Raw genomic sequence first — 12866 nt, forward strand, 5'->3', positions numbered from 1 at the left:
CTGCAAGCCCAGGCGCAGGTCACCGGGCAACTCGTTGCTGGCGTCTTCCAGCGTCTCGCCCAGCTTGGCGCGCAGCTTCTCGGGGCTTTGGGGGAAGACCAGACCGAACTCGCCCAGCAGGCCGCGCAGGCGGTTGATGCAGCCGGTGCGTTCGGCCTTGTAGCCCTCGCGCAGGCGGTGCAGGCTCAGCATGCCCTGTTGGGCAGCGGACTTGATGGGCACGAAGCGGGTGCGAGGGCGGCCGGCGGCTTCGCAGATGGCGGCCGCGTCGTTGGCATCGTTCTTCCCACTGCGGCCCTGCACCCGGTAGGGTGTGACGAAGTGGCCGGCCATCAAGCGCGGATCCAGTCCCAGCAGGCGAAGCTCTCGGCCCAGGTGGTGGGCACCACCGCAGGCCTCCATCGCCACCATGCAGCCCGCAGGCAGCGTGGCCGCCCAGGCCAGGAACTTCTGCGGCGACATCGCCCGGGCCAACACCACGCGCTCGCTGCGGTCCACCGCATGCACCTGGTAGACCTGCTTGGCCAGATCCACCCCCACACGCACGATGACACCGCACGCCGCACCTCGTGTAATCTCGCTCATGGACTTCCCCTTTCCGATCAGATTGAACTTCCGCGAGTCAATCTTGGTACCTCGATACCGTCACAGGACTGGGGAAGTCCCTTCGTATTCGGTCAGGCGGACCTGTGCCAGCTATGCTGACTGGTCCGCTTACCGCGAACGTTGGGCGTCATAGTCATGGCCACCTCAACCATTTTGTTGATCGCTGCAATTGTCGGCACCATTGCTTGGGCCGTCTTCTTTGGAGGGAAATTGCCAGTACCTTTCGGTGCGCGATCCTGCCAAGGACGAAATTGGCGCCGGTCATTCCCGAACGCATCAAAAGACGAAATTCGGCAGTTTCTTTCAACTTTCACAGATTCTTTCGCATTCCAAGACCGGGAAAAATTGAAGCTCAACCCCAATGATCAACTGCTTGATATCTACCGCGCGTTGTATCCCCACAGATGGCAGGCCGACGCGCTGGAATTTGAGACACTGAGTGAAGATCTTCAATCAAAGTACGGGGTTAATTTCAACAGTGCTTGGCGCGAAGGCTTGACGCTTGGTCAACTCTTCGAGCACGTGCAGCAGGCAAGGAAATGAGGCCCAACCCGGCGGTCGACCTCGCTTCCTTCGGTCGCTGGACGCTGCGCGATAAAGCCGCACAGCGCCGGTCACCTTTACGTTAAACCGCAGTGGCGACACTTTCCATCATTCGTTGGAGAGAAGACCCCATCGGCTTCACCGGCTGGGATGCCAACGCGAAGTCCGAAACAAGGCGCCGGTTCAAACGCGCAATCGATGCGTGACCAAGGCTTCTTCGGGACCACCTCCGACAGATAAAAAATCGACAGTTGTTGATCATTGAACCCTGTCGCGGGAAATCGCCAGACCCTTGAAACTCAAGGTGCGGAGGTTTTTTCGAGTAGGTCACTTGCGCGGGACTGGAGACTAGGGGTCTGGGAAGTCTCTTTCATTCGTTATGTGTCGCCGAACTGGCTCATCTTCCAACTCAGACATGAAAAACATCTTCGCATTTCTCGGTCTCATCGCCGTTTTCACAGCTGCCAATGCTCAGGGCCTTCCAACCATCGCTGACGTCAAGGTGGTGACAGACGGCGTGATGAACAAAGTAGCCAAAGGAGACCTTGAGGGCGGCCTTAAATCCTTCAAGGAACTGACGGTCATCCCACCCGCAGAATTCGACGCGATGGTCGGCCAAGCCGCGATCCAGATGCCGCTCATCACCTCACGCTTTGGGGCCACGCTTGGACAGGAGTTCATCAAGCAGGTCACCGTTGGCGATTCACTGGCCGAGCTTGTGTACATCCACCGCTTTGACAGGCATGCGATGCGGTGGCAGTTCTATCTCTACCGCGGCAAAGACGGCTGGGTCATCAACACGTTTCGCTTTGATGATCGTTGGCCCGAACTTCTCGATCGGCAATGACCTTGGCGCCTCGCATGAACAAATGCCTGAGCTTGGCCGTCGTCGCTGGTTTCGTCAGCGCGGTAGCTTGTGCACAGGGACTTCCGCCGCCGTCCCGCGATGTCTTCCGTTGTGAGCACAACGGCCAGGTGTCCTACTCCGATCAACCTTGCCTCGCCGCCAAGAAGATTGATGTCGAACCAACGCGTGGATTGAACAAATCCACGGGCAAGGAACGCGTGGGAGCGGATGTGCAGCGCGAGCGGTTCCATGAGGGCATGGCAGAGGCCCTCAGCCCCATCACCGGCGGCAAGGATGCGAAGCAGTTGAGCACCGACGCCAGGCGCTTCAAGCTCTCCCTCGACGCGCAGCGCGAATGCCGACGGCTCGATCAGACCATTCCGGACACTGAGCAGCGAGAGGCCTCAGCCACAGACGAAACCAGATTGCCCATCCAAAGGGCGCTCCTGGCTCAGCGCAAGCGCTTCATTGCGCTGGGGTGCTGACCGACTGCAACCCATACTTCCTCACTTTGTCCGCCAGCGTCGTCTTGGGCACGCGCAGGGCCTGCGCGGCGCGGGTGATGCTGCCGCCGTGGCGGCCCAGGGCTTCGCGGATGAGGCTGCGTTCGAAGTCTTCCACCGTTTCGGCCAGTGAGAGCATGGTGGCCGCGGCGGGCACTTCGCCGTCGCCCAGCACTTCGCTGGGCACGCCCAGCACCAGGCAGTCGGCCACGTTGCGCAACTCGCGCACGTTGCCGGGCCAGTGGTGGGCCATCAGGGCGCGCAGCTGTGCAGCGCTCACCACCGGTTGGGGCAGGCCGTAGCGGCTGGCGGCCAGCAGCAGAAAGTGCTCCAGCAGCAGGGGAATGTCCTCGCGCCGTTCGCGCAGGGGCGGCAGGTCGATGGTGACGACGTTGAGGCGGTAGTACAGGTCGCTGCGGAAGCTGCCGTCCTGCGCCTTGTGCAGCAGGTCGTCCTTGGTGGCGGCCACCACGCGGCAGTCCACCGCCACCTGGGCGTTGGAGCCGAGGCGTTCCACCACGCGGTCTTGCAGCACGCGCAGCAGCTTGATCTGCACGCCCATGGGCATGCTTTCCAGTTCGTCCAGGAACAGGGTGCCGTGGTGGGCGTGTTCGATCTTGCCGATGCGGCGCTTGGCCGCGCCGGTGAAGGCGCCGGCCTCGTGGCCGAAGAGTTCGCTGTCCAGCAGGTTGTCGGGCAGGCCGCCGCAGTTCAGGGCCACCAGCGGGCCTTTGCGGCCAGAAAGATCGTGCAGGGCCTGGGCCACCAGTTCCTTGCCGGTGCCGGTTTCACCGCGGATGAGCACGTCCGCCCGGGCCGAGGCCACGCGGGCCACCAGCTGGCGCACCGCCACCATCTGCGGCGAGCGGCCGATGAGCCGCGCGCTGCCGCCTTCCTTGCGGGCCAGGGCTTCGCGCAGGGCCACCACTTCGAGCGTGAGGGCGCGCTTGTCCAGCGCGCGGCGCACCACCTCCACCAGCACCTCGGGCGAGAAGGGCTTGGGGATGAAGTCGTAGGCGCCGCTGCGCATGGCTTCCACGGCCAGGCTCACATCGCCATGGCCGGTGATCATGATGACGGGCAGCTCGGGTTCCAGCTCGTGGCAGTGGCGCACCAAGCTCAGGCCATCGGCGCCGGGCAGGCGCATGTCGGTCACCACCACGCCGGGGAAGCCGGCCGTCAGCCGGGGCCGCGCGGCCTCGGCCGATTCGACGGCGTCCACGGTCAGCCCGGCCAGCTGCAGGGCCTGCAGGCAGCCCAGTTGCATGGGCAGGTCGTCCTCGACCAGCAGCACGGAAAGTTCTTGGCTCATGGGCTCAGGGCACGGCGTCGTGGGGCACGGGCGGCAGCCACAGGGTGAAGCAGGCACCGCCGTCGGGGTGATTGTCCGCCTCCAGTTCGCCGCCGGCCTCGCGGGCGATGTCGCGCGAGATGGCCAGGCCCAGGCCCAGGCCGCCGCCGGCCGACTTGGTGCTGAAGAAGGGTTCGAAGACGCGGTCGCGCAGGGCCGGGTCCAGGCCGGGGCCCTGGTCGCGCACGCGCAGGGCCACGCGGCCGTCCTGCGCGGCGGCGTCGATCCACAGCGCGCGCTGGGGCTGCTCGCGCATGGCGTCCAGCGCGTTGCCGATGAGGTTGATCAGCACCTGTTCCAGGCGGTTGGGGTCGCACCAGGCGGCCAGGGGGCTGTCGGCGGTGGCGTCGTGCACGGTCACCTGTTCGTTGCGGATGCGCTGGTGGTACAGGAACAGCGCGTTGTGCACCGCGGTGGCCAGGCGGGCGGCCTGCGGCTGGGCCTTGGACTTGCGGGCAAAGCCCTTGAGCGGCTCGATGATGGCGCCCATCTGCTCGGCCAGGCGGGCCATGATGGCCAGGTTGCCGCTGACCGCGTCCAGCTGGCCGCGCTGCATGAAGGCCACCGCATTGCCCGACAGGGTGCGGATGGCGCCCAGCGGCTGCGTCAGCTCGTGGGTGATGCCGGTGGCCAGCTGACCCAGCGCGGCCATCTTGCCGGCGTGCACCAGCTCGTCCTGGGCCTCGCGCAGGGTGTGCTCGGCCTGCTCGCGTTCGCGCACTTCCTTGCGCAGGCGGGCGTTGGTTTCGCTCAAGGCCTGGGTGCGGGCGGTCACCTTCTCTTCCAGCTCGGCGTTGAGCTGCAGCTTCTGCTGCACGATGCGCCGGCGCTGGTTGACCAGCAGCATCAGCAGCAGCACGAAGCCGGCGCTGACGCCGGCCAGCAGGCTGTCCTGCGCGGCCTGCTGGCGCACCGGGCGCAGGTCGGCAAACATCAAGAGGCGCCAGTCGGTGCCGTCCAGCGTGCGGCCCAGCACCAGCATGCCGCGGCTGGCCGCGCTGCGGCCCTGGGCGCCGCTGGCCCCCAGGCCGGCGGGCAGCACGCCTTCGACGATCTGGCTGTCCTCGTCCACCCGCAGGTCCACCTGCAGCGGAAAGCGGGTGATGCGGTGATCGCCATACAGGCGGGTGACCTGCAGGTCCACCTTGCGCTCCAGTGGCAGCTCGGCCAGCGCGGTGTAGGTCCACTCCGGGCGCGAGGACAGGATGACCACCTGGTTGGAATCGGCCAGCAGGGCCGGCGCGCCCAGCATGCCCCAGGCCTCGTCCACCGGCTCCAGGCCGATCTTGAGCACCGCCACGCCCACCACCTTGGCGCCATCGTGGATGGGGTGGGAGACGTAGTAGCCGGGCACGCCATCACGCACGCCGATGGCGAAGTGGCGCCCCACCCGGCCGGACAGGGCCTCCAGGAAGTAGGGGCGGAAGGAGAGATCGTCGCCCACCAGGGCCGGGTCGCTGGCGGCCAGCACGATGCCGCGCTGGTCCTGCACGAAGAGCTGCATCCCGCCCAGGTGGGCGTTCAGCCGGCGCAGGTAGCTGCTGGCGGCCTGCACCCGCGCGGCGTCGCCCGGCTGGCGAAGCAGGGCCTGCACCTCGGTGCTGAGCTGCACGGTGGCGGGCATGGGCTCCAGCCGCCGCACCATGCCCTGCACGGCGGCGGCGAACAGGTCCAGCTGGTGGTTGGATTCGGCCCGCAGCTGCTCGGTGCGGCGCTGCACGCTGACGGTGAAGGCGCCCCAGCCGGCCAGCAGCATCAGGCCCAGCGCCAGCAGGGTGAGCCCCAGCGAACGGCGGCGGCGCCAGCGCAGCGGTCGGCCCTCGCCGCGGTCCGGTGCCCTTCCCTGCGCCTCAGCGGCCATCGCGGGCCTGGCTTTCCAGGAAGTCCCAGACTTCCTGGGCCACCGGCTTGGCGTGACGGCTGCCACCTGGGCGCTCGCGGTAGATGCGCACTTCCATGGTCAGCTCGTCCTCCGGCGCGCCGGCCTGCACCAGGCGGCGGGCGCGCAGCTCCTTGCGCACCGAACTCACCGGCAGAAAGGCCAGGCCGTGGCCTTCCAGGGCCATGGCTTTCAGGCCCTCGGCCATGTCGGTTTCGTAGATGGGGTCCAGGTGGGCGGGCTGGGCGGTGCGCTTGAGCACCTGCTCCACCAGCCGCGCCAGGTAGGCGCCCGCGGCGTAGCTGAGGAAGGGCACCGGCTGGCGTGGCGTGCCGGGCAGGCGGAACAGGGGTTCGCCCTCGGCGCCGGCCTTGGCAAAGGGCGCCAGGGTCTCGTAGCCCAGGCAGAGCATGTCGTAGCGGTCGGCGCTGAGCTGCAGCGGCTGGGTGGCGTGGTGGTAGGCGATGAGCAGGTCGCAACTGCCTTCGGTCAGGCGCAGCGCGGCGTCGTGCACGTTCAGCGCGATGAGCCGGCTCTTCAGGCCGTGGAACTGCTGCTTCAGCTCCATCAGCCAGTGCGGGAAGAAGGTGAAGGCCAGGGTGTGCGGCACCGCGAACTCGATCATGTCCTGCCCGGCCACCTGGTGGCCCCGCATCATGTTGCGGGTGGCCTGCAGCGCGCCCAGCATCTCCATGGCCTGGGCGTGGAAGGTCTCGCCCGCGGGGGTGAGCCGCGTGGGGTAGCTGGAGCGGTCCACCAGGTCGATGCCGGCCCAGGCCTCCAGCGCCTGGATGCGGCGCGAGAAAGCCGGCTGGGTGACGTGGCGCAGCTGGGCCGAGCGCGAGAAGCTGCGCGTCTCGGCCAGGCTGATGAAGTCTTCAAGCCACTTGGTGTCCATGGGTGTTCTTCTCGGTGGCGGTGGGGCGGGTGCTGCTGTGCTGCAGGGCCCACATGCGGGCATAGGCGCCGGCGCGGGCCAGCAGCGCGGCGTGGGTGCCGCGCTCGACGACCTGGCCGGCCTCCATCACCAGGATCTCATGCGCGTCCACCACGGTGGACAGGCGGTGGGCGATGACCAGCGTGGTGCGGCCACGCGCGGCGCTGGCCAGCTCGGCCTGGATGGCGCGCTCGTTGGCCGAATCGAGCGCCGAGGTGGCCTCGTCGAAGACCAGGATGGGCGGGTTCTTCAGCAGGGTGCGGGCAATGGCCACGCGCTGCTTTTCGCCGCCGGAAAGCTTCAGGCCGCGTTCGCCCACCATGGTGTCGTAGCCCTTGGGCTGGGCGACGATGAAGTCGTGGATGCGGGCGGCACGGGCCACCGCCTCCACCTCGGCCGGCGTGGCGTCGGGCCGGCCGTAGGCGATGTTGTAGGCGATGGTGTCGTTGAACAGCACCGTGTCCTGCGGGACGATGCCGATGGCCTTGCGCAGGCTGTCCTGCGTGACCTGGCGGATGTCCTGCCCGTCGATGGTGATGCGCCCACCCTGCACGTCATAGAAGCGGTAGAGCAGCCGGGCCAGCGTGCTCTTGCCCGCGCCGCTGGCGCCCACCACGGCCACCGTCTGGCCGGCCGGGATGTCGAAGGACAGGCCCTTGAGGATGGGCCGCGCCGGGTCGTAGGCGAAGTCCACCGCCTCGAAGCGCACCGCGGCGCCCTGCAACGCCAGCGGCCGGGCCTCGGGCGCATCGGCCACTTCGCGCTCGCGGCCCATCAGCGTGAACATCTTGTCCAGGTCGGTCAGGCTCTGCTTGACCTCGCGGTAGAGCACGCCCAGGAAGTTCAGCGGGATGTAGAGCTGGATCAGCAGGGTGTTGATCAACACCAGGTCGCCCAGCGTGAGGTGGCCAGCCACCACGCCGGCCGTGGCCCGCCACAGCATGGCCAGCAGCGACAGCGCGATGATGGCCTGCTGGCCCACGTTGAGCAGAGAGAGCGAGGTCTGCGAGGTGATCTGGGCGCGGCGGTAGGCGTCCAGCCCCTCGTCGTAGCGGCGGGCCTCGAAGTCCTCGTTGTTGAAGTACTTGACCGTCTCGTAGTTCAGCAGCGCGTCCACGGCCCGCTGGTGGGCCTTGGAATCCAGCTCGTTCATCCGGCGGCGGAACTGGGTGCGCCACTCGGTCAGGCTGATGGTGAAGATGCCGTAGCCCACCAGCGCGCCCAGGGTGATCCAGACGAAGCCCATGTCGAACTTGCCGCCCAGCAGCGCCAGCGCCAAGCCCAGCTCCACCAGCGTGGGCAGGATGGTGTAGAGCGAGTACGAGATGAGCGACTGCAGGGCCCGGGTGCCGCGCTCGATGTCGCGGGTCATGCCGCCGGTCTGGCGTTCCAGATGGAAGCGCAGCGACAGCGCATGCATGTGGCGGAAGACTTGCAGCGCGATCTCGCGCGAGGCACCGTGTGTGGCCTTGGCGAAGACGAGTTCACGCAGCTCGGTGAACAGCGAGGCCGACAGGCGCAGCGCCGCATAGCCCAGCAGCAGCCCGGCCGGCACCACCAGCAGGGCGCGCGGGTCGCTGGCGGGCAGGTTCATGGCGTCCACCAGGTGCTTGAGCAGCAGCGGCACGCCCAGGTTGGCCACCTTGGCCGCCACCAGGCAGAGCAGCGCCAACACCACCCGCGTGCGGTACTGCCAGAAGTACGGCGCCAGCTGCCGCAGGATGGCCCAATCCCCATGCTGACGGGGGGCGGCCGCCGATTCGGTCACAGGCGAACTTCGACGCATCGTGGAACAATCACATTCTTTGATTCAGAACAATACACAGGAACCCTGAAATGAACATTCCCGTGAATCCGGCCAGTGTGCCCGAGGACCTGCGCACCCAACTGCCCACCGACCGGGAACTGGTGCTGCGCGTGATGCCGATGCCGGCGGACTCGAACAGCAATGGCGATATTTTCGGTGGTTGGATCATGGCCCAGGTGGACCTGGCCGGCTCCGTGCTGCCGGCGCGCCTGGCCAAGGGCCGCGTGGCCACCGTGGCGGTCAACGAATTCATCTTCAAGCAGCCGGTGTCCATCGGCGACCTGCTGAGCTTTTATGCGACCATCACCCACGTGGGCCGCACGTCGATGACGGTGAAGGTCGAGGTGTACGCCGAGCGTGCGCCGGAAGACCTGCAGGTGGTGAAGGTGACCGAAGCCAATCTGACCTACGTCGCCATCGACCGTGAAGGCAAGGCGCGCCCCATCCCCCGGCCGCTGCCCGCGGCCTACAAGCACTTTGGTTGATCGGACGGCTGGTCCCGCCCGCCCCTGCTGATGTTCAAGACGCTGCGTGTCCCCGAGAAGGCCTTCGGCCTGCTGATGTGGATCGTCTCCCTGCTGTTCGCCGGTTTCCTGATGGGGCTGGGCGGGCAGTTGATCGGGGACCTGCCCAAGGTGGAGGACACGCTGACGCTGGAGCAGTTCGCCGATGCGAACGCCCTGCAGTCGGAGCGCACGCAGCTGCGCGACCTGGGTGAACAGGCGCGCACGCTGGAGGACGAGACCGAGCAGGCCCGACTCAAGCTGAACGCAGCCAGCCAGGCCTACCAGGCCGCGCGCAGCGCCCAGGCCAACCGGTTGGCCAGCCGCCAGGCCACGGGCGACGCCAGCACCAACGCCGAGCTGCAGCGGCGCACCCGCGAGCTCGACCAGCTCAAGCAGGCCGAGCGCGAGGCCCAGCAGACCCAGGAGAAGCTGGACCAGGACCGCCTGGACGTGAGCCAGGCCCAGGCCGGCCACCAGCGCCGGCTGGACACGCTGCTGAGCCAGGCCCAGGGTGTCTATGAGCGCGCGCAGTTCCTGCAGGAGCTGCGGGTCTTCGGCCTGCGCCTGGCGCTGACGCTGCCGCTGCTGCTGGTGGCCGGCTGGATGATCGCCCGCAAGCGCAAGAGCGACCACTGGCCCCTGCTGCGCGGCTTCGTGCTGTTCGCGGCCTATGCCTTCTTCTTCGAGCTGGTGCCCTACCTGCCCAGCTACGGCGGCTATGTGCGCTACGGCGTGGGCATCGTGCTGACCGGGCTGGGCGGGCACTACGCCATCCGGGCGATGCGGGGCTACCTGGCGCGCCGTGCAGCGGTGGAGCAGCAGAGCGAAGCCCAGCGCCGCCAGTCCCTGACCAACGACGAGGCCCTCAAGAAGATGGCGGCCAACGTCTGCCCGGGCTGCGAGCGCGCCATCCTGACCACCGGCGAGGTGAAGCCGGACTTCTGCGTGCACTGCGGCCTCAAGCTCTTCGACCGCTGCGGCGGCTGCGGCACCCGCAAGAACGTGTTCTTCCGCTACTGCCCCAGCTGCGGTGTGTCGGTCGACAGCGAAGCGCCGGCTCAGGCCGCTGAGGCCGCTCGGCCCGCTTCAGCCGGCTGAAGCGCAGCCGCGCCTTCCAGCAGCATCTGCCGGGTCAGGGCCTCCACCCAGGCCTGGTAGCCCAGCAGCCCGGGGTGGAAGCCGTCGCGGGCCATCCAGCCCGCAGCCTCGCCCGGCATGGGCGGCAGGGCCACATGGCCGCGGTCGGCCTGGCCCGCCAGGTGGCGCTGCAGCGCCTGGTCCAGCCGGCGCGCATCGCGTCCCAGCACCCAGCGCAGCGGCTGCGGCAGCACCGGAAAGCGCTCCATCGGCGGCACGGCCGAATGCCAGGTGTGGCGCACGCCGGCCCGCGCACGGGCCACGCCATGCAGCGCGTCCAGCGTGGCCAGCCAGTGGCGCACCGGCGTCTGCCCCACCGTGTCGTTGACCCCCAGCGACGTGACCATCACATCGGCCGGGTGCAGTCGCGCAGCCTCCAGGGCTTTCAGCGCATCGGCCGCCCGGTGGCCGGTGCTGGCCACCAGCTGCCAGGCCACCCGGCCATCCAGGGCCAGGGCCAGACGCTCGGCCAGCGGTTCAGCCAGGGCCTGGGCCTGGTGATCCACCCCCACCCCGGCCGCGGCGGAATCGCCCACCACCAGGAGGCGCAGGCGCAGCGCGCCCTCGCCCACCACGCCCTCGCGCGGGCCGGCGGCCTCCGGCAGGCGCAGCGCATGGCGGCGCACCTGCCGGCCCTGGCGCAGCAGCACCGGGCCCAGCAGCAGCTTCAGCGGACCAGGCATCGGGCGGCAGCCAAGTTCACTGGAACTTCGTGAAGTCGGGCTTGCGCTTCTCGAAGAAGGCCTGGAAGGCCTCGCGGGCCTCGGGGCTGCGCAGGCGCTGGCCGAACAGCTCGGCCTCGGTGGCGATGACCTGCTGCAGCAGCTCGCGCTGCGGGGCCTTCATCAGGCGCTTGGATTCACGCACGGCCGAAGGCGCCAGGTGGTTGAAGCGCTCGGCCACGCGGCGGGCGTGGGGCAGCACCTCGGCCGCCGGCAGCACTGCGTTGGCAATGCCGCAGTCCGCCGCGTCGGCGCCGGTGAAGGGGTCGCCCAGCAGCAGCTTCTCGGCCGCCTTCACATGGCCCATCAGGCGCGGGATCAGCAGGCTGGAGCCGTACTCGGGCACCAGGCCCAGGCCGACGAAGGGCATGGCCAGGCGGGCCTCGTCGCTGACGAAGACGAAGTCGCAGTGCAGCAGCATGGTGGTGCCGATGCCCACGGCCGCGCCAGTGACGGCGGCCACCACCGGCTTCTCGCAGGACTCCAGCGCGCGCATGAAGCGGAAGACGGAGGAATCCGGCCCGGCGGGCGGGCGCTGCATGAAGTCCTCCAGATCGTTGCCGGAGGTGAACACGCCGGGCTGGCCGGTGATCAGCAAGGCCCGCACGGCCGGGTCACTGCCGGCGGCCACGATGGCGTCGGTCATGGCGTCGTACATCGCCATGGTCAGCGCGTTCTTCTTCTCGGGGCGGGCGATCTCGATGGTCGCCACGCCATCCACGACGCCGGTTCGGATGGTCATGCGGGTCTCCTGCTTCTGACTTGAAATGAAAACGGGCGGCATGGTAGCCGCCCGCGTGCGTGACCGTCGATCAGACGGCTTCGAAGATGCCGGCCGCGCCTTGGCCGGTACCGATGCACATGGTCACCATGCCGTACTTCAGCTTGTGGCGACGCAGGGCATGGATGGTGGTCGCGGCGCGGATCGCGCCGGTGGCGCCCAGCGGGTGGCCCAGGGCGATCGCGCCGCCCATGGGGTTCACCACATCCGGGTTCAGGCCCAGGTCGCGGATGACCGCGAGGGACTGGGCCGCGAAGGCTTCGTTCAGTTCGATCCAGCCCATGTCGGCGAGCGTCAGGCCACCGGCCTTCAGCGCGGCCGGGATGGCCTCGATGGGGCCGATGCCCATGATTTCCGGCGGCACGCCGCGCGAGGCGAAGCTCACGAAGCGGGCCAGCGGCTTCAGGTCGAACTGCTTGACGGCCTTTTCCGAGGCCAGGATCAACGCACCGGCGCCGTCGCTGGTCTGCGAGCTGTTGCCGGCGGTGACGCTGCCCTTGGCGGCGAACACCGGGCGCAGCTTGCCCAGGCCTTCCAGGCTGGTGTCGGGGCGGGGGCCCTCGTCCAGGCTGACGGTGCGGGTGGTGTAGCTGATCTCGCCGGTGGCCAGATCGGGCACGCGCTGGATGATGTCCACCGGGCAGATCTCGTCGGTGAACTCACCGGCCTGCTGGGCCTTGATGGCGCGCTGGTGCGAGGCCAGGGCGAAGGCGTCCTGGTCTTCGCGGCTGACCTTCCAGCGATCGGCCACCTTCTCGGCGGTCAGGCCCATGCCGTAGGCGATGCCCACGTTCTCGTCCCGGGTGAAGATCTCGGGGTTGAAGGCCGGCTTGTTGCCGCCCATGGGCACCATGCTCATGGACTCGGCGCCACCGGCGATCATCACATCGGCCTCGCCCACACGGATGCGGTCGGCCGCCATCTGGATGGCGGTGACGCCCGAGGCGCAGAAGCGGTTGACGGTGACGCCGCCGACGCTGTGCGGCAGGCCCGCCAGGGCCACCGCGATGCGGGCGAAGTTCATGCCCTGCTCACCTTCGGGGAAGGAGCAGCCGATCACGGCATCCTCGATCGCCTTGGGGTCCAGCGTGGGCACCTGGGCCAGCGCGGCCTGGATGGCGCGCACCAGCAGGTCGTCCGAGCGGGTGTTCTTGAAGTAGCCCCGGCCGGACTTGCCGATCGGGGTGCGGGTGGCCGCCACGATGTAGGCGTCTTGCACTTGCTTGCTCATGTCGATTCCTTGTCAG

General features: G+C 68.3%; 13 protein-coding genes. 5 read left to right on the forward strand and 8 right to left on the reverse strand.

Annotation, left to right across the window (positions count from 1 at the left end; translation table 11 throughout):
* Positions 1–585 (reverse strand): IS110 family RNA-guided transposase (locus M0L44_RS21260; protein ID WP_252772189.1); only part of this gene is annotated, 585 nt, incomplete at its 3' end.
* A gap of 156 nt (positions 586–741) precedes the next feature.
* On the opposite strand from M0L44_RS21260, the gene M0L44_RS21265 reads away from it, so the two are divergent.
* From M0L44_RS21265 to M0L44_RS21275, 3 genes are all read left to right on the forward strand, one after another.
* Positions 742–1149: a hypothetical protein gene (locus M0L44_RS21265; protein ID WP_252772190.1), complete on the forward strand. Its 408-nt coding sequence runs from the start codon at positions 742–744 to the stop codon at positions 1147–1149.
* 415 nt (positions 1150–1564) lie between these two features.
* Complete coding sequence (locus M0L44_RS21270) at positions 1565–1996, forward strand: hypothetical protein (protein WP_252772191.1); 432 nt, start codon at positions 1565–1567, stop codon at positions 1994–1996.
* Positions 1997–2010: 14 nt separating this feature from the next.
* Positions 2011–2481: a DUF4124 domain-containing protein gene (locus M0L44_RS21275; protein ID WP_252772192.1), complete on the forward strand. Its 471-nt coding sequence runs from the start codon at positions 2011–2013 to the stop codon at positions 2479–2481.
* Here M0L44_RS21275 and M0L44_RS21280 read toward each other — a convergent pair.
* From M0L44_RS21280 to M0L44_RS21295, 4 genes are read right to left on the reverse strand one after another with little or no spacing between them, the layout of a single operon-like run.
* The gene (locus tag M0L44_RS21280) at positions 2462–3811 is read right to left on the reverse strand and encodes a sigma-54-dependent transcriptional regulator (RefSeq protein WP_252772193.1); all 1350 of its coding nucleotides are present in this window, start codon (positions 3809–3811) and stop codon (positions 2462–2464) included. The two genes, M0L44_RS21275 and M0L44_RS21280, sit on opposite strands and share 20 nt — an antisense overlap.
* 4 nt (positions 3812–3815) lie before the next feature.
* Entirely contained in the window at positions 3816–5711 is a 1896-nt protein-coding gene (locus tag M0L44_RS21285; RefSeq protein WP_252772194.1) for a sensor histidine kinase, read from the reverse strand.
* Positions 5701–6627: a LysR substrate-binding domain-containing protein gene (locus tag M0L44_RS21290; protein WP_252772195.1), complete on the reverse strand. Its 927-nt coding sequence runs from the start codon at positions 6625–6627 to the stop codon at positions 5701–5703. Before M0L44_RS21290 ends, M0L44_RS21285 begins: the two co-directional genes overlap by 11 nt.
* Complete coding sequence (locus M0L44_RS21295) at positions 6608–8452, reverse strand: ABCB family ABC transporter ATP-binding protein/permease (RefSeq protein WP_252772196.1); 1845 nt, start codon at positions 8450–8452, stop codon at positions 6608–6610. The genes M0L44_RS21290 and M0L44_RS21295 overlap by 20 nt, the downstream gene beginning before the upstream one ends.
* A gap of 50 nt (positions 8453–8502) precedes the next feature.
* On the opposite strand from M0L44_RS21295, the gene M0L44_RS21300 reads away from it, so the two are divergent.
* Together M0L44_RS21300 and M0L44_RS21305 are read left to right on the forward strand one after the other, a co-directional pair.
* Entirely contained in the window at positions 8503–8958 is a 456-nt protein-coding gene (locus M0L44_RS21300) for an acyl-CoA thioesterase (RefSeq protein WP_252772197.1), read from the forward strand.
* 30 nt (positions 8959–8988) lie between these two features.
* A complete protein-coding gene (locus tag M0L44_RS21305; protein ID WP_252772198.1) occupies positions 8989–10077 on the forward strand; it encodes a serine endopeptidase in 1089 nt (362 codons plus the stop codon).
* Here the strand turns inward: M0L44_RS21305 and M0L44_RS21310 are convergent.
* The 3 genes from M0L44_RS21310 to M0L44_RS21320 form a co-directional block, all read right to left on the reverse strand.
* Complete coding sequence (locus M0L44_RS21310) at positions 10038–10799, reverse strand: SGNH/GDSL hydrolase family protein (RefSeq protein ID WP_252772199.1); 762 nt, start codon at positions 10797–10799, stop codon at positions 10038–10040. The two genes, M0L44_RS21305 and M0L44_RS21310, sit on opposite strands and share 40 nt — an antisense overlap.
* A 16-nt stretch (positions 10800–10815) precedes the next feature.
* Positions 10816–11580: an enoyl-CoA hydratase gene (locus M0L44_RS21315; RefSeq protein WP_252772200.1), complete on the reverse strand. Its 765-nt coding sequence runs from the start codon at positions 11578–11580 to the stop codon at positions 10816–10818.
* 70 nt (positions 11581–11650) lie between these two features.
* Entirely contained in the window at positions 11651–12850 is a 1200-nt protein-coding gene (locus M0L44_RS21320; protein ID WP_252772201.1) for an acetyl-CoA C-acyltransferase, read from the reverse strand.
* Positions 12851–12866: the final 16 nt, after the last annotated feature.

The organism is Ideonella oryzae, assembly GCF_024055665.1.
GTDB lineage: Bacteria > Pseudomonadota > Gammaproteobacteria > Burkholderiales > Burkholderiaceae_C > Ideonella > Ideonella oryzae.

Coding starts and splice junctions, on each gene's coding strand:
- M0L44_RS21270 (WP_252772191.1), top strand. CDS start 1,565: ATGAAAAACATCTTCGCATTTCTCGGTCTCATCGCCGTTTTCACAGCT.
- M0L44_RS21310 (WP_252772199.1), bottom strand. CDS start 10,799: ATGCCTGGTCCGCTGAAGCTGCTGCTGGGCCCGGTGCTGCTGCGCCAG.
- M0L44_RS21290 (WP_252772195.1), bottom strand. CDS start 6,627: ATGGACACCAAGTGGCTTGAAGACTTCATCAGCCTGGCCGAGACGCGC.
- M0L44_RS21275 (WP_252772192.1), top strand. CDS start 2,011: ATGAACAAATGCCTGAGCTTGGCCGTCGTCGCTGGTTTCGTCAGCGCG.
- M0L44_RS21315 (WP_252772200.1), bottom strand. CDS start 11,580: ATGACCATCCGAACCGGCGTCGTGGATGGCGTGGCGACCATCGAGATC.
- M0L44_RS21305 (WP_252772198.1), top strand. CDS start 8,989: ATGTTCAAGACGCTGCGTGTCCCCGAGAAGGCCTTCGGCCTGCTGATG.
- M0L44_RS21300 (WP_252772197.1), top strand. CDS start 8,503: ATGAACATTCCCGTGAATCCGGCCAGTGTGCCCGAGGACCTGCGCACC.
- M0L44_RS21320 (WP_252772201.1), bottom strand. CDS start 12,850: ATGAGCAAGCAAGTGCAAGACGCCTACATCGTGGCGGCCACCCGCACC.
- M0L44_RS21285 (WP_252772194.1), bottom strand. CDS start 5,711: ATGGCCGCTGAGGCGCAGGGAAGGGCACCGGACCGCGGCGAGGGCCGA.
- M0L44_RS21280 (WP_252772193.1), bottom strand. CDS start 3,811: ATGAGCCAAGAACTTTCCGTGCTGCTGGTCGAGGACGACCTGCCCATG.
- M0L44_RS21265 (WP_252772190.1), top strand. CDS start 742: ATGGCCACCTCAACCATTTTGTTGATCGCTGCAATTGTCGGCACCATT.
- M0L44_RS21295 (WP_252772196.1), bottom strand. CDS start 8,452: ATGCGTCGAAGTTCGCCTGTGACCGAATCGGCGGCCGCCCCCCGTCAG.